Here is a 19,849-nt window from a genome sequence, read left to right on the forward strand (position 1 = left end):
AGCGTCCTCGATTTCGTGACCAGATAGTGGGAGCCGCATCGTGACCAAGCCCAGCAAACCCGTAGTCCTCATCGCGGAGAAGCTCGCGCCCTCCGTGCTGAGTGTGTTCGGTGAAGAGGTAGAGGTCCGGCACGTGGACGGCACCGACCGTCCCGCTCTGCTCGAGGCGGTGAAGAGCGCCGACGCGCTCTTGGTCCGATCCGCCACCAAGGTCGACGCCGAGGTGCTCGGGGCGACCACGCAGCTGAAGGTCGTCGCCCGCGCGGGCGTCGGCCTGGACAACGTCGAGGTCCCGGCCGCCACCGAGCGCGGCGTGCTCGTGGTGAACGCGCCGACGTCGAACATCGTCTCCGCCGCCGAGCACGCGGTCGCGCTGCTGCTCGCGGTCGCCCGCCGCGTTCCCGCCGCCGACCAGAGCCTGCGCGGCGGCGAGTGGAAGCGCAGCTCGTTCTCCGGCGTCGAGATCAACGGCAAGACGGTCGGCGTCGTCGGGCTCGGCAAGATCGGCCAGCTGTTCGCCCAGCGGCTCGCCGCTTTCGGGGCCAAGCTCATCGCGTACGACCCCTACGTCTCGGCCGCGCGCGCCGGCCAGCTGGGCATCGAGCTGGTCACCCTCGACGAGCTGCTGGAACGCGCCGACGCGATCTCCATCCACCTGCCGAAGACGCCGGAGACCAAGGGTCTCATCGACGCCGAGGCGCTCAAGAAGACCAAGCCGGGCGTGATCATCGTCAACGCCGCGCGCGGCGGTCTGATCGTCGAGGAAGCGCTGGCCGACGCGGTGCGCAGCGGGCACGTCGGCGGCGCGGGCATCGACGTGTTCGTCACCGAGCCGACCACCGAGAGCCCGCTGTTCAACCTGCCGAACGTCGTCGTCACGCCGCACCTCGGCGCGTCCACCGCCGAGGCGCAGGACCGCGCGGGCACGGACGTCGCGCGTTCGGTGCTGCTGGCGCTGCGCGGCGACTTCGTGCCGGACGCGGTGAACGTGTCCGGCGGCGGCGCGGTCGGCGAGCACGTGCGGCCGTACCTGTCGCTCACCCAGAAGCTCGGCCAGGTGCTGACCGCGCTGAACCCGAAGGCGCCGACGTCGCTGACCGTCGAGGTCAAGGGCGAGATCTCCAGCGAGGACACCGCGGTGCTCAAGCTGGCGGCGCTGCGCGGGCTGTTCGCGGGCGTGGTCGAGGACCAGGTCACCTTCGTCAACGCGCCGCGGCTGGCCGAGGAACTCGGCGTGCAGGCCGAGCTGGTTTCCGAATCGGAGAGCCCGAAGTTCCGCAGCCTGGTCACGCTCCGCGCGGTGCACGGCGACGGCGCGACGCTCACTGTCTCCGGTTCGGTCACCGGCAAGGACGAGGTCGAGAAGATCGTCGAGATCAAGGGCAGGCACTTCGACCTCCGCGCCGAGGGCGACGTGCTCGTGATCGAGTACCCGGACCGTCCCGGCGTCATGGGCCGCGTCGGCACGCTGCTCGGCGAGGCGGGCATCAACATCGAGGCCGCGCAGATCAGCCAGAGCACCGACGGTTCCGACTCGATCATGCTGCTGCGCGTCGACCGGCACGTGGACGCCAACGTGCTCGAGCCGATCGGGGCGACCGTCGGCGCGCACACCATCCGCGCCGTCGACTTCAACTAGTCCAGATCGCCAGGAACGGCCCCTTTCCCGGACTCCCGGGGAGGGGGCCGTTCTGCGTTCGCCCGCACCGGCAACATTCGGGTAACGGAGCTTTTTCCGCACGAAAGTAGGGGTTTCGGACAGCTAGGTTCTTGCCGCGAGGCTGAACCACGCGCCGTGACAGCACGGTGCGGCGCCGGTGCTCACCGTCGGGGGTGCGAATGGAGAGCGTCGGCAGGTTCGTGATCCGGGCCTCGAGAAGGGGTTACTGATGAGCAGAACCCGGTTGCCCGGGTGGGCTGCCCGCTCGGTGGTCGTGGGTTCCGCGGTGGTGCTGGCGGCGGCCGTCGCCGTTCCCGCGGCGTCCGCGCAGGGCGCGCCGCTGGCCGAGCCGGTCGCTCCGGCGAAGGTCGACACGAGCAAGGTCGAGGGCAAGCTTTCGCCCCGGCTGAGCGCGGCGCAGGGGCAGATCACCGCGTTCGTCGAGCTGGCCAAGAAACCCGCGGTGGACGCGTTCAAGGAGGAGCAGGGCAAGGGCAAGGAGAAGGCCAAGCAGGCAGCGAAGGCGGCCAAGGCCGACGTCGCCGCCGCGGTCAGCTCTGTCGTGGGACAGCTGCGGTCCGCGGACGCGGGCACGAAACTGATCACGCAGACGGCCAACGCGGTGCCCGGCGCCGTCGTCACCGCGGACGCGGCCAAGATCCGCCAGCTGGCGGAACGGCCGGATGTCGTCTCGGTGCGCACGGTCGTGCCGAAGAACCGCACCAACGCCAGCGCCGACCAGCTCACCAACACGCTTGCCAGCTGGCAGAAAACCGGCAAGTTCGGCGACAACATCCGCGTCGGCGTGATCGACGACGGCATCGACTACACCCACGCCGACTTCGGCGGCCCGGGCACGCCCGAGGCGTACCAGGCGGTCGACCGCGCGAAGCCGTCGCCGCTGTTCCCGAACGCCAAGGTGGTCGGCGGCACCGACCTCGTCGGCGACGACTACGACTCGGCGGGCAAGACCGGTTCGCCGACGCCGAAACCGGACCCCAACCCGATCGCGTGCGGCGAGCACGGCACGCACGTCGCGGGCACGATCGGCGGCTTCGGCGTGAACGCCGACGGCAGCACGTTCACCGGCGACTACAAGAAGCTGAACAAGAAGACCCTCGACGCCATGCGGATCGGCCCGGGCACCGCGCCCAAGGCACTGCTCTACGCGATCAAGGTGTTCGGCTGCAAGGGTTCCACGAACGTCACCTCGCAGGCGCTGGACTGGGCGCTCGACCCGGACGGCGACGGCGACTTCACCGACCACCTCGACGTCGTGAACCTGTCGCTGGGCAGCGACTTCGGCGCGCCGGACGACCCAGACTCGCTGTTCGTGCGCAAGCTCGCGCAGAACAACGTGCTGCCGGTGATCTCGGCGGGCAACGGCGGCGACATCAACGACATCGCCGGTTCGCCGGGCAACACCCCGGAAGCGCTCACCGTGGCCAGCAGCCGCGACGCGGGCGAACTGCGGGACGCGATCGAGGTCAAGGCCCCGACCGCCGGACAGCAGCCGGGCCAGTACAGCCAGGAGTACACCGGCTACGACACCCTCGACCTCACCGCGCCGGTGGTGCCGATCTCGGCGGCCAACAACGCCGGGTGCGCCGCCTATTCGGCTGAGGACAAGGCAAAGGTCGCGGGCAAGATCGCGTGGCTGGAGTGGGACGACAACGACGCCACCCGTCCGTGCGGTTCCGCGGCGCGGGCCAACAACGCGCAGGCCGCGGGTGCGAAGGGCGTGCTGCTTTCGTCCACTGTGGAGCATTTCGGCGCGGGTATCGCGGGCAACGCGGCCGTTCCGATGTTCCAGCTCACCGGCAAGGCCACCCAGGCCGTGCGGGCGGGCCTGACCGCGGGCACGCTCACCGTGCGGCTGTACGGAGCCGGGCGGACGGCGCTGCAGACCTACGATCAGTCCATCGTGGACACTCCCAGCTCGTTCACCTCGCGCGGCGGACGCGGTCCGTCGGTGAAGCCGGACGTCGCCGCTCCTGGAGACACGATCACGTCGGCGTTCCGCGGCAGCGGCAACGGGCGTACCGTCCTTTCGGGCACGTCGATGGCCGCGCCGCACACGTCGGGCATCACGGCGCTGGTCCGCCAGGCGCACCCGGACTGGAGCGTCGAAGAGGTCAAGGCCGACGTCGTGGGCACTGCGGTGCACGACATCACTGACGGCGCTGGCCACACCTACGGTCCGCAGCGCGTCGGGGCCGGCCGGATCGACGCGAAAGCCGCGTTGGACAACCAGGTTCTCGCGTACGTGCAGGACGATCCGGGCGCGGTGAGCGTCACGTTCGGCACCGTCGAGGCGGCTGGCCCGGTCACCTTGAGCAAGACGATCAAGGTGGTCAACAAGGGCGTCAAGGCGACCGAGTACTCGGTGGGCTACGAGGCGGTCAACAGCCTGCCCGGCGTTGAGTACACAGTGGACAAGAACTCGGTGAAGCTGAACCCGCGCGGGGTCGCGACGGTGAAGGTGACGCTGAAGATCGCCGACCCGAAGGCGCTGCGCAAGGTTCTCGACCCGACCATGGCGGCTTCGCAGGCCGGGCTCGCCCGGCAGTTCGTGGCCGACGCCTCGGGCCGCGTCGCGTTCACCCCGAAGAACGGCGCGACCGTTCCGCTGCGGGTGGCCGTGTACTCGGCGCCGAAGCCGGTTTCGGCGATCACCACTCCGGGCGGCGTGCGCTTCAACGCGAACGCCGACCAGGCCGTGCTGAACCTCGGCGGCAAGGGAATCGACCAGGGCAGCGGCTCCCAGCGGTACCGCTCGCTGATCAGCGTGCTCGAACTGCAGGCCGAATCGCCGCAGCTGCCGGAATGCGACTCGCACGTCACGTCCGACTGCACCCTCAACCGCACCGCGAAGGGCGGCGACCTGCGCTACATCGGCGCGGCGTCGACGGCCCCGCTCGCCAAGGCGCAGGGGGAGCCGGAGAACGCGACGCTGGCGTTCGGCATCACGACCTGGAGCGATTTCGCGAACCTCGGCAGCAACACGGTGCCGTTCGTGGACATCGACACCAACGGCGACGGCAAACCGGACTTCGAAACCTTCGTGACGAAGGCCAAGGGGTCGGACGTGCTGCTCGTCAACACGGTGTCGCTGACCAAGCCGGGCAACCCGTCGGTGGACCTGCAGGCGATCAACGGGCAGCTCGGCGACGTCGACACCAACGTGTTCGACTCGAACGTGATGGTGCTGCCGGTCAGCATCGCCGCGCTCGGGATCGACCCGAAGGAGGCGTCGCACCGGATCAGCTACACGGTCGGCACCGCCGGGTACTACGTCGCGCCGGGTACCTCGAACGGGTTGATCGACCAGGTCAGCACTCCGCTGTCGTTCGACGTGCTCGCACCGGCGTACTCGGTCCAGGGCGGCGGCGACGCGGCGCTGGGCTACGTCGCCAAGCCGGGCACGGCTCTGGTGGTCAACCGCAACAAGGCCGCCGTCGCGGGGGACAAGGCCAAGGGCCTCCTGGCGATCGAGCACCACAACGCGGCCGGGCAGCGCGCCTCGGTCGTGCGGATCGAATCGGAGGTCCCGCGCGGCTGACCTGGTTCACCCGATGAGGGGAACTTGAGGTATGCCGCGGAAGTGGCCGCATAGCGGGACGCGGGGGCTTGCGCAGGCTGTCCGGCCTGGGCAAGCCCCCGTTTCCGTTCGCCCGAACGGGTGTCTCACCCTGTGGGAGGATGCGGCATAAGGGTGGTGCGGCTACGGCAGGTTGTCTACGGCCGGTAACCTTCTGCTGCTGGCGTTTTTGTGCGAATGGGCCATCGGTGCGCCCGGTGGCCTGGGCTACGGAGGTGTGTGGATGCGGCTCGCGGTGATCCCAGGGGACGGGATCGGGCCCGAGGTGGTCTCCGAGGCGCTCAAGGTGCTCGGTGAGGTAGCACCGGCGGCGGAGATCACGAACTACGACCTCGGCGCCTCGCGGTGGCACGCCACCGGGGAGCTGCTCCCGGAGTCGGTGCTCGGCGAACTGCGCCAGCACGACGCGATCCTGCTCGGCGCGGTCGGCGACCCGACGGTGCCCAGCGGAATTCTCGAGCGCGGCCTGCTGCTGCGGCTGCGGTTCGAACTGGACCACCACGTGAACCTGCGCCCGGCGCGGCTGTACCCCGGGGTGCGCGGCCCGCTGGCCGACGCCGGGGACGTCGACATGGTCGTGGTGCGCGAAGGCACCGAAGGCCCGTACGCGGGCAACGGCGGTCTGCTGCGCAAGGACACCGAGCACGAGATCGCCACCGAGGTCAGCGTCAACACGGCCTTCGGCGTGCGGCGCGTGGTCGCGGACGCGTTCAACCGCGCCGAGGAGCGTCCGCGCAAGCACCTCACGCTCGTGCACAAGACCAACGTGCTGGAGCACGCCGGTTCCCTGTGGTCGCGGATCGTCGAAGAGGTTTCGCTGGAGCACCCGGACGTCACCGTCGCGTACTCGCACGTGGACGCCGCCACGATCCACCTGGTCACCGACCCGTCGCGGTTCGACGTGATCGTCACCGACAACCTGTTCGGCGACATCATCACCGACCTCGCGGCCGCGGTGACCGGCGGCATCGGCCTCGCGGCCAGCGGCAACCTCGACATCACGCGCCGGAACCCGAGCATGTTCGAGCCGGTGCACGGCAGCGCGCCGGACATCGCCGGCCAGGGCCTCGCCGACCCGACCGCCGCGGTGCTGTCGGTGTCGCTTCTGCTGGACCACCTCGGCCAGAAGGAAGCGGCGCGGCGCATCGAGGCCTCGGTGGCGTTCGATCTCGCCACGCGCGACCAGTCGTCCCCGGGCGCGACCCAGGCGATCGGCGACCGCCTCGCGGCACTGGTCTCGTCCAACGTCCGTCAGGTCGGCTGACCCCGTCCTGAGTCTTTCGGACCCCCGCCGCGGAAGCCGGTCGAAATCCGGCGCTGACCCGCAACGGTAGGCCTTCGGCTCCTTCTCCGGAGCCGAAGGCGAGCCCGATACCGGCGGAGGTTCCTCGAACCTCGTCCCCTCCCGTCGTGGTCTGCGGGAGACGACACTCCCGCCGCCGGCGGCTGCCGTCTTTTGCGGGCCCAATGTCTCGATTGGGTCGTCGCCGGTGGTGTCTTCTTCTGAAAGGCGTTCTGCTCGTCCTGGCTCCGCGGTGGGCGGGGCTTCGCCGGTTTTCGGCGACGGTGGTTCTGGTGGGGTTTCGCCGCCTGCTAGCGACCGTGATTCGCCGGATCTTCTGGAAGGCGGTTGCCTCTCGCCGTTGAGTGGCGAGGGCGTGTCGGGTGGTTCGAGTTCTCGTGGTGACTCGGATCTTTTGCCACCGAGCGGCGATGGCGAGGCTGCCGATTTAGATTCGCGCGCTGAGGGCGGTTCGGGTGTTTCGCCGTCTGGTGGCGACAGCGGGTCGGCTGGTTCTGGTGCTCGCGGGGACGGTGCTTCGGGCGATTCGCCACTGGATGGCGAGGGTGGTTCGCCATCTCCTGGCGACGGCGGTACGCGCGACTCGTTCCGACCGGGTGGTTCTGCGGCGAAGGTGGATTCGCCATCTCGCGGCAACGCAGTGCACGGCACCGAGTCGCCGATCGACGAGCTGCGGGCCGAGTCCGCGGAGAGCCGTGATCTGACTGGCTCTGGTGGAGGCGTTGGCTCGCCGTTGGATGACCGATCCTCGAGCGAGGAGCACGTTTCGCCGCGGGCTGGCGAATCCCCGACTCAGCGGGTTGCGTTGCCGCGGATCGGCGAATCCCAGAACCAGCGGGTCACGTCGCCGCGAGTTGAGACCGCGCCGGGCCAGCCGGATGCGTCGCCGTTGAGTGGCGAGTCCCAGGGCGGGCGGGTCGCGTCGTCGCGGGTTGGCATCGCGCGGGGCGAGTCGGATGTATCGCCGTTGGGTGGCGAACTCCAGGACCAGCGGCATGCGTCGCCGCGGAGTGGCACTTCGCAGGGGCACTCGGACGCGTCGCCGTTGGGTGGCGAATTCCAGGACCGGCCGCACGCATCGTCGCGGGTTGGAGGATTGCAAGAGCAGCCGGATGTATTGCCGTTGAACGGCGAAGCCGAGGACCAGCGAGTCGCGTCGTCGCGGAGTGGCGCCTCGCAGGCACAGCCGGATGTGTCGTCGCTGAATGGCGAATTCCAGAACCGGTGGGTCGCGTCGTCGCGGGTTGGCATCGCGCAGGGCGAGTCGGATGTATCGCCGTTGGGTGGCGAATTCCAGGACCAGCCGCACGCGTCGCCGCGGAGTGGCACTGCGCAGGGCCAGCCGGACGCGTCGCCGTTGAGTGGCGAATCCCAGGTCGGGGCCGTTGCCGTTCAGCGGAGACGGCCGTTGACGCCGGTGCTGCTCGGGCTCGTGGTCGTGTTGCTCGGGTCGATCGTCGTCGCTGTCGGGATCGGGACGGTGGCGGTGCCGGTCACTCACACGTGGGCCTTTCTCCGCGCTGGGCTGTTCGGCGGGACGATCGGCCCGGACGAGGTCGGGGAGTACCGGATCATCTGGGATCTCCGGCTTCCTCGCGTTCTGCTGGCGGTGGTCGTCGGCGCTGGGCTGTCGACTGTCGGCGTCGCGATTCAAGCGATGGTGCGCAACGCACTCGCCGAGCCGTATGTGCTGGGGATTTCCTCCGGCGCTTCCGTCGGGGCGACCGCGGTGACGTTGTTCGGCGTCTTCGCGTCGCTCGGGATCTACGCGTTGTCGGTCGGGGCGTTCGTGGCCGCGCTCGTCGCGACTTTGATCGTCTATCTCGTCGCCCGTACGCGGCAAGGACTTACGCCGCTGCGTCTGGTGCTCACCGGAACGACGTTGTCTTACGGGTTTTTCGCGATCACCACGGTCATCGTCTTTCAAGCGCCGAACGGCGAAGCCGCGCGGTCGGCGCTGTTTTGGCTGCTCGGCAGTCTCGCCGGCGCGAATTGGGGCACGCTGCCGATCGCCGCGATCGTGGTGGCCGGCGGGATTTTGCTCTTGCTGGCGCTGGCCGGCCGGCTCAACGCGCTCGCCATGGGCGACGAAGCGGCGACGACTCTCGGCGTCGACGTCGGGAAGCTGCGGGTTCTCCTGTTCATCGTTTGCGCTGCCATGACGGGGGTTCTGGTCGCGGTGAGCGGAGCGATCGGCTTCGTCGGGTTGATCCTTCCGCACCTGGTGCGGCTGGTCGTCGGTGCCGATCACCGCCGGGTGCTTGCCGTGGCACCGCTGGCCGGCGCGGTTTTCCTGGTGTGGGTGGACGTCGCGGCGCGAGTGCTCGCCGCGCCTGAGGAGTTGCCGATCGGGGTGCTGACCGCGGCGGTCGGGGTACCGGCGTTCCTGCTCTTGATGCGTCGCCGCGCCTACGTGTTCGGAGGTGCGTGAATGGACCTCTCGCTCGACGGCGTCAGCGTGACCGCGGCCGGTCGCAAGCTGGTCGACGACGTGACCCTCGAAGCTCGGCAAGGCCAATTCGTCGGACTGCTCGGCCCGAACGGCAGCGGAAAGTCGACGACTCTGCGCGCCGTCTATCAAGTGCTCAAGCCCTCAGCCGGAGCCGTGTTGGTCGACGGTCAGCCGGTCGACGGGATGGCACCGCGAAAGCGGGCGCGCGCGATCGCCGCGGTCGCGCAGGAATCGCACGCGGAGTTCGACTTCACCGTCGCCGAGGTGGTGGCGATGGGTCGCCTGCCGCACCACGGCCTGCTCGACCGCATGAGCGCAGCCGACCACCGGCTGTGCGCCGACGCACTGGCTCAAGTCGGCCTGACGCACCTGGCCGAGCGAGGCGTGCTCACCTTGTCCGGCGGCGAACGGCAACGCGTGCTGATCGCGCGTGCCCTCGCACAGCAGCCCCGGCTCCTGGTGCTCGACGAGCCGACCAACCATCTCGACATCAGGCACCAGCTCGAAGTCCTCGCGCTCGCTCGTGCCAGCGGACCGACGGTGCTGGCCGCGCTCCACGACCTGAACCTGGCCGCTGCCGTGTGCGACGTGGTGCACGTGCTCGACCACGGCCGCCTCGTCGCGAGCGGAACCCCGGCCGAGGTGCTCACCCCGGCTTTGCTCGCCGACGTGTTCGGAGTGCGCGGGCATGTCGTGCCGCATCCCGCTACGGGGCGTCCGCAGTTGTTGTTCGACCTGCTCGAATCCCAGGAGGACAGTCATGCGTAGGACAGTCGCGTTGCTCGTGACGGTCGCCCTCGTCGCCACCGGCTGCGGCGCTCACGTGTCCGAAAGGGACGGTGGAGCAGCTCCGGCCGGGTATCCCGTGACGGTGACCAATTGCGGTTCGTCGTTGACCGTGTCCAAACCTCCTTCTCGAGTCGTGACGAATGACATCGGCATCACCGAGCTGATGTTCGCGCTCGGCTTGGGCGACCGGATGGCCGGTTACGTGGTCGACAAAGGACAGTCCAGCGGCGTGGCCTCGTCGCCGTGGAAAGCCGATTTCGCCAAGGTGCCCAAGCTCGCGGAGAAGATCAACCGTGAGGTGGTGCAGGGCGCGGGAGCGGACCTCGTGTTCGCGGGCTGGAACTACGGCTTCTCCGAGGCAACCGGGTTCACCCCGGATTCCCTCGCGAAGCTGGGCATCTCCAGCTACTTGCTCACCGAAGCGTGCCGCAACGGCAATGGCAAGCAGCGGGGGATCATGCGACCGCTCGACGCGCTGTACACAGATGTGCGCAATCTGGGGAAGATCTTCGGGATCAGTGATCGTGCAGAACGTTTGATCGAAGAGTACCGCTCACGGGTCGCCGCTGTCACGGACGCGGTGCCGGCCGGGCGGCCGAAACCCAAGGTGTTCCTCTACGACGACGGCCGTGACCAGCCATTCACCTCCGGACGGAACGCGGGCCCGGACGAAATCATCACCAAATCGGGTGGTGCCAACATCTTCGCGGACCTCAACGACAGCTGGACCAGCGTCAGCTGGGAAGCCGTGATCCAGCGCGCGCCGGACGTTATCCTCATCAACGACTACGGCGGCGAGGTCGGCAGCGTGGCCGACAAGGAGAACTTCCTTCGCTCGCGCCCCGGCCTGCGCGACATCCCGGCCGTGAAGGAAGGACGCTTCTTCGCGCTGCCGTACGCCGCTTTGGTGGAAGGGCCGAGAAATGCCGCAGCGGTCGAAGAATTCGGCCGCTACCTGGCGAAGCTGCCCGGCTGACGGCTCTCAGAAGGTGGGACGCTTCGCCCGGCGCTTGGAAGCCGGGCGAAGCTGTGGCATGATGGCCGACATGACCGCCATCTCCGTCATTATTGCCTTGCGCGCCGGATAGACGCTCCACAAGAGCTACCGGCGCGCAACCTCTCGCACCCATGCGGGAGGTTTTTTTGTTGCCTGGACCAGGTTCTGCCCCGCCACAAGGAGAACACCGTGACCCGCACGGAACCCGCCGGCACGCCGCTTGGCGATGCCTTCCACCTCTACGACACCACTTTGCGCGACGGTGCTCAGCGCGAAGGAATCACCTACTCGGTCACGGACAAGCTGGCCGTCGCGCGGCTGTTGGACGAGCTGGGTGTCGGGTTCATCGAGGGCGGCTGGCCGGGTGCTCTGCCGAAGGACACGGAGTTCTTTTCCCGCGCGGCAAAGGGAGAGTTGCCGCTCAAGCACGCCGCGCTCGTCGCGTTCGGGTCCACGCGCAAGGCAGGCACTGCGGCCGACAAGGATCCTCAGGTCCGTGCGCTGTTGGATTCGGAGGCACCGGTCATCACCTTGGTGGCTAAATCGGACTTACGGCACATCGAGCGGGCGTTGCGGGTGGACGTCGACGAGGCATGCGCGATGGTGCGGGACACGGTCGCGTTCCTCGTCGGCGAAGGTCGTCGAGTTTTTCTTGACGCAGAACACTTTTTCGACGGCTACGCCTTCTCTCCCGAAACCTCGCTGCGGGTGCTCGACGCAGCGGCGCACGCTGGCGCGGACGTCCTCGTGCTGTGCGACACCAACGGCGGGCAGCTGCCGTTGGGACTTGCTGAAACCGTAGGCGAGATCAAGGAAAAGACCGGATTCCGACTCGGAATCCATTGCCAGGATGACACTTCCTGTGCTGTGGCGAACTCTGTCGCCGCGGTGCAGGCCGGCGCGACGCACGTGCAGTGCACCGCGAACGGCTACGGGGAACGGGCAGGCAACGCCGACCTGTTCGCCGTAGCGGGAAACCTCGTGACCAAGCTCGGAATGGACGTCCTCCCGACCGGAGGAGCCGCCGAGCTCACTCGCGTCTCCCATGCCTTAGCCGAAATCGCCAACCTCGCACCCGACACCCACCAGGCTTACGTCGGGTTGTCCGCTTTCGCCCACAAGGCGGGGCTGCACGCGAGCGCGATCAAGGTGGATCCGTTGTTGTACAACCACATCGATCCGTCCTCCGTCGGCAACGGCATGCGAGTACTGGTCACGGAGATGGCCGGCAGGGCCAGCCTCGAGCTCAAGGGACGTGAACTCGGGGTCGACCTTGCCGGCCGGCCCGACGCGCTGACGAACGCGGTGCGAAAGGTGAAAGAACTCGAATCGGAAGGCTGGTCGTTCGAAGCGGCCGACGCGTCGCTGGGGCTGTTGCTGCGCCGCGAGGTCGAGGAGGTTTCCGGCGAAAAGTCGGATCCGCCGCCGTTCGAGCTCGAGTCCTATCGGGTGGTCCTGGACCACCGTTCGGACGGCGAAGTCGTTTCCGAGGCGACGGTGAAGGTGCACGTCGCGGGCGAGCGCGTCATCGCGACCGCGGAAGGGAACGGCCCGGTGCACGCCCTTGATGCGGCGCTGCGCCAGGCGTTGACGCCGTATCTGTCCTGGTTGGACAGCGTGGAGCTGGCTGATTACAAGGTGCGGATCCTGCCGTCCAATCCGGGTACGGACGCCGTCACGCGGGTGCTTCTCGAAACTAGTGACGGCGAACACGAATGGACGACGGTGGGGGTGCACGGCAACATCGTCGAGGCGAGCTGGCTGGCGTTGTGCGACGCGTTGGTCCACAAAAGCCTGACGGTCGCGTCTGGGCAGTCAGTGTCTGAGCTGGGGGTGGCTGCTGTGGGGTGAATCGCGCCTACGGGTGCGCTGGGTTGGGACATTCGCGCCTGGTGGTCCTTCCTGCGATGGACATCGCGACTCACGATCGTGTCGATGAGGCCGTTCCTGTGGTGCGTGGTCGTATCTGGCTGGCGTGAAGGGTCCTTTCGCGCCGGTGCGGTCGCGGCTGCTCATCCGCTGGTGCGAAGTGTCGTGTTCGCGTGGATTGGGCGAGGGGGACTCTCGCGCCCGCTCGGGGTGCGCGACTGTCGGTGCGGGTACGTAGACTGGTGCGGTGCGTCTAGCTCGTATTGCTCATCCCAGTGGTGTCGCGTTCGCTTCGATCGAGGGGGACGGCGACGATGCTCAGGTCCTGGAGATCGCGGAACACCCGTTCGGCCAGCCGAACTTCACCGGCAAGCGGTGGCCGCTGGCCGACGTCCGGCTGCTCGCGCCGATCCTGCCGTCGAAGGTGATCGCCGTCGGCCGGAACTACGCGAAGCACGCGGCGGAGTTCGGCAATGAGGTGCCGTCCGCGCCGATGCTGTTCATCAAGCCGTCCACGACGGTGGTCGGGCCGAACGCTCCGATCCGCCGTCCGTCGGACGTCGGGCGCGTCGATTTCGAGGGCGAACTCGCAGTCGTCATCGGACAGCCAGTGAAGAACGTGCCCGCGGCGCGCGCGGCCAGCGCGATCCTCGGCTACACGGTCGCCAACGACGTGAGCGCGCGTGACCTGCAAAAGTCTGACGGCCAGTGGGGCCGGGCGAAGGGGTTCGACACCTTCTGCCCGCTCGGTCCGTGGATCGAGACGTCGATCGACCCGTCCGACCTGGCGCTCCGCAGCGAGGTCGACGGCGAACTGAAGCAGGACGGCCGGACTTCGGACCTCGTGCACAAGGTGCCCGAACTGGTCGAGTTCGTGTCGCGCGTGATGACGCTCCTTCCCGGAGACGTGATCCTCACCGGCACGCCGGAGGGGGTCGGGCCGATCGTCGACGGGCAGTCGGTGTCCATCACGATCGACGGCATCGGGACGCTGACGAATCCGGTGCAGGACCTCTGAGCTGGCCGTCGCCGTTTTGCGGCGACGGTGGCTTGGTGGGGGTGGGTTCGGGCGTTGCCGTTTAGTGGCGAATCCCTGGTCGGGGGTTGTTTTCGGCCGTCGGGGTGAGGCCGGGGCGGTGGCTTGGGCTGTTGCTGGTTGGTGGCGAGCTGGCGGCTCGTGTCTGGGTTGGCGGGTAGGCGGGGCCGTTGCCGTTGAGCGGCGAGAGGTGCTTGCCGCTTGTGTGGTGGCTGTGGATGGCTCTTGCCGTTTATCGGCGAATGGTTGCTGGCGCTTTGGTCGGTGAGTCGGCGGCACCCTCGCCGGTTGGTGGCGAGAGAAGAGTCGGCAGCGCTGTCGCCGCTGGGCGGAGAGGGACGAGTCGTTGGTGCTGTCGCCGCTGGGTGGCGAAAGAAGGCTTGGCCTTCTTGTTGGCGAGCTGGCGATGCTGTTTGCCGCTTGGTGGCGAGAGGCGACTGGCGTCTGTGTTGGTGAGTTGACGGTGTCGTCGCTTGGTGGCGAAAGGTGATTGGTGTTCGCGTTGGTGAGCTGACGCTGCTGTCGCCGCTTAGTGGCGAGAAGCGAGTTGTCCTGGCGTTGGTAAGCCGTGGCTGCCGTTGCCGTTGAGTGGCGAGAAGTGATTGCAGCTTGGGTTGGCTGCGGATGGCTGTTGTCGTTAAGTGGCGACAGGGGTTTGCGGCTTGGGCGCGATGGCAGGGTGACTGTCGCCGTTGAGCGGCGACAGCTGATTGCCGCTTGGGTGGGTGACAGCGGTGGCTGTTGCCGTTGAGTGGCGAATGGTTTTGAGGCTCGTTTGGTGAGCGGTCGGTGCCGTTGCCGCGGAGTGGCGCGTGGGCGGCTGGGCGACTGGTGGTTGGGCTGGTCGGTGTTGTTGCCGGTCGGTGGCGAGGGGCTCGCTGGTGGGCGGTTGGCGAGCTGGTCGTGTTGCCGTTCAGCGGCGAATGAATGAGTTCCGTTTAGCTGTGCATCGATGCTGCGGAGTGTGCTGGTCGGGTACTGCGAAGGTGCTCGACGGAAGTGATCCTTGGCGTGCCGGTGAAGGGCTAGAGCGTTTGGGTGCCCGGGTGCTGAGCGGTCGGGAGTTTTGCCGTTCAGTGGCGAGGGGCGTCGGCCGCTGGATGAGCGGTTCGCGTGGGGGAGGAGCTGGCTTGCGGTTGCCGTTTAGCGGCGAGGCGGCTGTGTCGGTGGTCTATGGAGCGGTGCCGAGGAGGCGAGGACGCGTCGGCATTGTTGTGGCCGACCGGCGGGTGTTTGCCAGTGGGCGACGGGCGAGCGTTGGGTGGGTTCGGGGGCTGGCGTTGCCGGGTGGTGGCTGACCTGGGGGTGGGTTAGCGGGTGGCCGGTTCTGCTGGGCGGCGGGCGAAGGCGGGGGCGGATTCGCGGCGGATGCCTACGCCGATGAGGTAGGCCGGGACGCGGGCGAGGCTCGGGAAGCGCTTGAGCAGGGCGATCAATTGAGGCGGCGGACCGTCGGCGTGGCCGGTCATTACTGGGCCCATTACTCGGCGGTGGAGAAGACGCTGCAGGCCCTGGACGGCGACGGTCGGCAGGAGGCGACGGCGGCGGACTGCGGTGAGGTCCTGTTCGGTCGGCTTGCCGCGGAGGAGCGGGTCGGCCAGTAGCCTCGCGGCGGCGACGGCGTCTTGTACTGCCAGGTTGATTCCGACGCCGCCGACTGGGGACATCGCGTGGGCGGCGTCTCCGATGCACAGCAGGCCGTCGACGTGCCAGCGGTGCAGGCGGTTGAGACGGACGTTGAGGAACTTGACGTCGTCCATCGACTTCAGTTCGTGGACGCGGTCGGCGAATTCCGGGCAGACCTCGGTGACGTCGCGGCGGAAGCTTTCGATGCCGGCGGCGTTCAGGTCTTTGCCTTTCGGCGTGAGGTAGGCGATCTGGTAGTAGCCCTTGCGCGGCAACGGCACCGCGAAGCGGTGGTTGCGCATCCTCGGCACCAGGGAGGCTTCCTGTTCTTCGGGCTTGCGGGAGAGACGGAACCACCAAGCGTCGAACGGGGTGTAGTACTCGCGCGGGGTCAGGCCGGCCGAGCGGCGGGCCAGGGACCAGCGGCCGTCGGCGGCGATGACCAGGTTTGCGTTGAGTTCGCCTTCGGCGCCGTTCGCGGTGCGGTAGCGGACACCGGTGACTTTGCGGCCTGAGCGGAGGAGGCCGGTCATTTCGGTTTCCATGCGGAGGGTGAAGGTCGGTTCCTTCTGCGCTGTTTCGGCGAGCAGGTCCAGGAAATCCCATTGGGGGACCATCGCTACGTAGGGGCGGGGGACGTGCAGCAACGACATGTCGGCGAGGGTCAGCGAGCCGCCGTCCGGGGTCGGGAGTCCGACTGCGGTCACCTTGGTGTGCGGCAGGGCTTCGAACTTTTCGCCGAGACCCAGTTCGTCCAGGAGCCTGAGGGTGGACGGGTGGACGGTGTCGCCGCGGAAATCGCGGAGGAAGTCCGCGTGCTTTTCCAGGACGGTCACTTCCACGCCCGCTCGGGCCAGGAGCAAGCCCGCCACCATGCCTGCTGGTCCGCCGCCGACGATGACGCAGCCCGTGTGCTCGGTCATCTTCCCCACCCCTTATTCATCGGCTGTTGAATAACAGTGAGGATGCACCTCGGGCGGAGGGTGCGTCAAGTCGGCCGATGGGGTGGTGGGTTCTTTGCCGACAGAGCGGGGGCGGAAGGGGATGCGGCGGGAGAGCGATGTGGGGCAGGCGACTGGCAAGTGGTCCAAGGGGCGGTGGGCAGCAGTGGAGCGGGCAGGCGGGTGCGGCGGAAGAAGCGGGCGAGTGAGGCGGGGCGGGGAAGGGGGTGCGGCGGGAGAGCGATGTGGGGCACAGGGGACTGGCAAGTGGCCCAAGGGGTGGGTGGCAGTAGTGGAGCGGGCAGGCGGGTGCGGCGGGCGGAAGCGGATGAGCGAGGCGGGTGCGGCGGGCGGAAGCGGATGAGCGAGGCGGGTGCTGTGGGACGAAGCGGACGAGTGAGGCGGGTGCGGCGGGCGGAAGCGGATGAGCGAGGCGGGTGCTGTGGGACGAAGCGGACGAGTGAGGCGGGTGCGGCGGGCAGAAGCGGACGAGCGAGGGGGCGTGGAAAAGGAAGGGGCAGGGGAGGGCATGGGAAGAAAAGGTGGTGCGGCGGAACGGGAAGCCGCGGAAGCGGGCAGGGAAAGGTCGGAAAGGGTGGGTGAGGCGTGAACAGAAGGGAAGGGCCCCGAGTGGGGTTTCTCCGGAGGAGACGTACAGCGACGGCGGCTCATGAGGCGGTTACCCGCGCACGATCCTGGCGGGGATTGGCGAGCGCGGCCGCCGTCGGGAAGAAGTGGAAAGAGCGGCTGGCTGGTGCGGACAGCGGAGTTGATGTTGCCTCGCCGGGACCAGAATGTGGGGAGTTTGCGTAATGGCGCGTGGTTCACGTATGTGGATCTCGGGCGGGGATGACCGGACGCCGCCGTCCGGTCGGAAACTGCGGTGAGTGGCGGCATTTTCCGGAAAAGGATTTCGGGCGGTTAGTTCGGCCGCGGAACTTATGCGTGGTTGATGTTGCTTGAGGACGGTCCGAACAGAGGGCCACAGGCGGGAAAGGGTTGTGGCGAAAGGGGTTTCTCGACGGCCGCGCGAGGGGACGGCAGCACGCGCCTCGGAGAAGATCGTTCGGAATTGGCAAGTTTTCGCGGCGAGCGTGGAGTAAGCGTCTTTCACCCGCTCGGCCCTCTGGGGCGGTGGTGAACGTCACGGGGCGGACACTTTGTGCACCGGCAGTAGAGCCGGTCAGCGGCAAGGGGCTCGGGGTAATCACCTTTTTGGCCGCGTTGCGAACGCGGCGCGTGCCCTAGCCTCACGGGGTGGATTTCGCCCCGGCCGCTCTGTCGCGTGCTCGTACTGCCCCGCCGGCCGCTGCCGGTCGTGAACCGTGGGCGCCTCCTGAGCTGAGCCTGGTCTGTCTCGACATCGACGACACGTTGATCGACTGCACCGCCGCGATCCGCCGTACCTTGCATGCGCTCACCGGGCGCGACGATCTTTGGCCGTTGTGGGATTTGATCACCGAGGAGCACGTCGCGCTGGTCGTCGCCGGGAAGCTGGGCTACGACGTGATGCATCACCGGCGCACCGAATGTTTCCTCGCCGAGTTGGGGATCTCCGCGGACTCCGCGCAAGTGAGCGCGTTCGAGGCGCGCCGGCTGGAGATTTTGGCGCGGTCCTGGCGGTTATTCGACGACGTTCTTCCTTGTCTGGAATGGCTGCGCGCCGCGGGGCTGCACCTGGCCGCCGTGACGAACGCCTCAGGGGTTCATCAGCGGCGGAAAATCGCGGAGCTCGGGCTCGCGCCGTTTTTCGACCACGTCGCGATCGCGGGCGAGGTCGGGGTCGCGAAACCCGATCCGGTGATGTTCCACTCGGTCTGCCTGGCGCTGGAGTGCCCGCCGGAGCGCACGGTGCACGTCGGGGACAAGCTCGACACCGACGCGATCGGCGCGTTCGACGCCGGGCTCGGCGCGGTCTGGCTCGACCGCGACGGGACCAGCCGCACCGGCGAGCGGGCTCCGGACGGGGTGCACACCGTGTCCGGGCTCGACGAGCTTCCTGAGCTGCTGGTTTCGGAGTACGCGACGGTCGGCGTGCCCGCCCCGCGCGCGGCGGGGACCCCGCTGCGACGGTCCGCGGCGGGATGTTCTAGTATTTCTTCTCGTGCGGCACTGACCTGGGCAACCGGGAAAGTACCTCACTGGGGTATGGTGTAATTGGCAGCACGACTGGTTCTGGTCCAGTTAGTCTAGGTTCGAGTCCTGGTACCCCAGCTGCAGAGAGGACCCCCTCTCGGAAGTGCGAAAATCGCTTCTGGTAAGTTCTCTCTCGCAAGAAAAGCCCCGGAAACGGGGAAGTTCCTAAGCCCCCGTCGTCTAGCGGCCTAGGACGCCGGCCTCTCACGCCGGTAGCGTGGGTTCGAATCCCATCGGGGGTACAGCCAGCCCGGTTGATCAGCAAAGATCAACCGGGCTTTGTTGTATGTGCCGTCGAAAGCGCGGAAAAGGATCAATCCCGCCCGCCGAACAACGCGGCTGCCGAGCGGCCATTCGCCTGGTTTTCCGTCACATACGGCCGGAGTTCGGCTTCGTACCCGGCGAAAGCCTCCGGATAGGCCGAGGCGGCCAGATGGCGGGCCAGCGAACGAGCGCCGAGCAAGGCCTGTGAAGTTCCCATGCCCGCGGTGGGGGCGGCGCAGTACCCGGCGTCGCCCACCAGGGCGATCCGGCCGGTCGACCAGCGGTTCAGGTGCACCTGCGTGCTCGAGCTGAAGTAGAAGTCCGAAGCCTCCGACATCGCCTCCAGCAGGCGAGGCGTGTGCCAAGCGTCACCGGCGAAAGCGGCGCGCGTCGCGGATTCCTGTTCGACGCGGGGAAGGCGGTCCAGGACGCCCGAGGTCGTTCCGAAGGACAGGCTCACGGTGAGACGGTCCGCGTCCGCTGAGTTGAACAGGTAGATCGCCGTGTGGCCAGAGGTGCGGAGGAGGCCGCTGTGGTCCAGGCCCAGGAAGTTCGGCATGGTGAAGCCCGCGCCGGAGAGGCCTAGGTGCTGCAGCACCGCTGAGTGCGGGGCGAATGCTAGCTGGCGGACCTTCGAGTACACGCCGTCCGCGCCGAAAACCAGGTCGTAAGTCTCGGTGGAGCCGTCGGTCAGTTCGGCGGTCACGGCGGCCTCAGTTTGCGACAGCGACGCGATCGACGTGCCGAAGCGGTACTCGACATGATCGACAGTCAGGCCGTACAGCAGCTCGTTCAGGACGTGCTTTGGCACCTCCAGCTCGCCCGCGAAAGCTTCGGCGGGCAGCAGATCGACCTGGACGCCGTCGCGATCGACGACGGCGGTTCCGGTCATCTTCGTGTCGTGCTGGCGGACGTCGTCGAGAATGCCCAGCTCAGACAGGGCATCGAAGGCGGCACCGCGGAAATCCACGGCGTAACCGGTGTGCCGGAGGGCGGGGGCGCGTTCGACGATCGTGCCGCGGTGGCCGGAGCGGGTGAGGAGTTCGGCGAGGGTGACACCGGCCACGCCAGCACCGGAGATCAAGACGTTCATGGGACAGGACCGTAGCCCGGTTTTGTCCATTTGGTCAAACCATTTGGATAAACCATCTGGGCAAGACGTGGGCTAGGCTGTG

At 68.0% G+C, this 19,849-nt stretch carries 11 protein-coding genes, 2 tRNA genes and 1 riboswitch; of the genes, 11 read left to right on the top strand and 2 right to left on the bottom strand.

The window, feature by feature from the left end:
• Nucleotides 1–40 precede the first annotated feature (40 nt).
• The 8 genes from serA (at nucleotide 41) to CU254_RS06955 (ending at nucleotide 13,689) form a co-directional block, all read left to right on the top strand.
• A complete protein-coding gene (gene serA / locus CU254_RS06920) occupies nucleotides 41–1,639 on the top strand; it encodes a phosphoglycerate dehydrogenase (protein ID WP_009074043.1) in 1,599 nt (532 codons plus the stop codon).
• Nucleotides 1,640–1,889: 250 nt separating this feature from the next.
• Nucleotides 1,890–5,222 (top strand): S8 family serine peptidase, encoded by a 3,333-nt coding sequence (locus tag CU254_RS06925; RefSeq protein ID WP_037712824.1) that lies wholly within the window; start codon nucleotides 1,890–1,892, stop codon nucleotides 5,220–5,222.
• 262 nt (nucleotides 5,223–5,484) lie between these two features.
• Entirely contained in the window at nucleotides 5,485–6,525 is a 1,041-nt protein-coding gene (locus CU254_RS06930; protein ID WP_009074046.1) for a 3-isopropylmalate dehydrogenase, read from the top strand.
• A gap of 31 nt (nucleotides 6,526–6,556) precedes the next feature.
• Nucleotides 6,557–6,636: riboswitch (cobalamin riboswitch) on the top strand.
• A 1,336-nt stretch (nucleotides 6,637–7,972) separates the two neighbouring features.
• The gene (locus CU254_RS06935; protein WP_037716718.1) at nucleotides 7,973–8,995 is read left to right on the top strand and encodes an iron ABC transporter permease; all 1,023 of its coding nucleotides are present in this window, start codon (nucleotides 7,973–7,975) and stop codon (nucleotides 8,993–8,995) included.
• Complete coding sequence (locus CU254_RS06940) at nucleotides 8,996–9,784, top strand: ABC transporter ATP-binding protein (protein WP_009074051.1); 789 nt, start codon at nucleotides 8,996–8,998, stop codon at nucleotides 9,782–9,784. It begins immediately after the preceding gene.
• 16 nt (nucleotides 9,785–9,800) lie between these two features.
• The gene (locus CU254_RS06945) at nucleotides 9,801–10,781 is read left to right on the top strand and encodes an ABC transporter substrate-binding protein (RefSeq protein ID WP_234392805.1); all 981 of its coding nucleotides are present in this window, start codon (nucleotides 9,801–9,803) and stop codon (nucleotides 10,779–10,781) included.
• Nucleotides 10,782–10,991: 210 nt separating this feature from the next.
• Complete coding sequence (gene cimA / locus CU254_RS06950) at nucleotides 10,992–12,653, top strand: citramalate synthase (protein WP_009074055.1); 1,662 nt, start codon at nucleotides 10,992–10,994, stop codon at nucleotides 12,651–12,653.
• Nucleotides 12,654–12,918: 265 nt separating this feature from the next.
• The gene (locus tag CU254_RS06955; RefSeq protein WP_009074058.1) at nucleotides 12,919–13,689 is read left to right on the top strand and encodes a fumarylacetoacetate hydrolase family protein; all 771 of its coding nucleotides are present in this window, start codon (nucleotides 12,919–12,921) and stop codon (nucleotides 13,687–13,689) included.
• 1,328 nt (nucleotides 13,690–15,017) lie between these two features.
• Here the strand turns inward: CU254_RS06955 and CU254_RS06960 are convergent.
• On the bottom strand, nucleotides 15,018–16,256 hold the full coding sequence (locus tag CU254_RS06960) for an FAD-dependent oxidoreductase (RefSeq protein ID WP_037716719.1): 1,239 nt from the start codon (nucleotides 16,254–16,256) through the stop codon (nucleotides 15,018–15,020).
• 1,365 nt (nucleotides 16,257–17,621) lie between these two features.
• Here CU254_RS06960 and CU254_RS06965 point away from each other — a divergent pair.
• The 3 genes from CU254_RS06965 (at nucleotide 17,622) to CU254_RS06975 (ending at nucleotide 18,652) form a co-directional block, all read left to right on the top strand.
• Nucleotides 17,622–18,431: an HAD family hydrolase gene (locus CU254_RS06965; protein ID WP_369871176.1), complete on the top strand. Its 810-nt coding sequence runs from the start codon at nucleotides 17,622–17,624 to the stop codon at nucleotides 18,429–18,431.
• Nucleotides 18,417–18,488, top strand: a tRNA-Gln gene (locus CU254_RS06970). Before CU254_RS06965 ends, CU254_RS06970 begins: the two co-directional genes overlap by 15 nt.
• 91 nt (nucleotides 18,489–18,579) lie before the next feature.
• Nucleotides 18,580–18,652: transfer RNA gene (locus tag CU254_RS06975), tRNA-Glu, on the top strand.
• A 71-nt stretch (nucleotides 18,653–18,723) separates the two neighbouring features.
• Here the strand turns inward: CU254_RS06975 and CU254_RS06980 are convergent.
• On the bottom strand, nucleotides 18,724–19,767 hold the full coding sequence (locus CU254_RS06980; RefSeq protein ID WP_037712828.1) for an FAD-dependent monooxygenase: 1,044 nt from the start codon (nucleotides 19,765–19,767) through the stop codon (nucleotides 18,724–18,726).
• Nucleotides 19,768–19,849: the final 82 nt, after the last annotated feature.

It is taken from the genome of Amycolatopsis sp. AA4 (assembly GCF_002796545.1).
Classification (GTDB): domain Bacteria; phylum Actinomycetota; class Actinomycetes; order Mycobacteriales; family Pseudonocardiaceae; genus Amycolatopsis.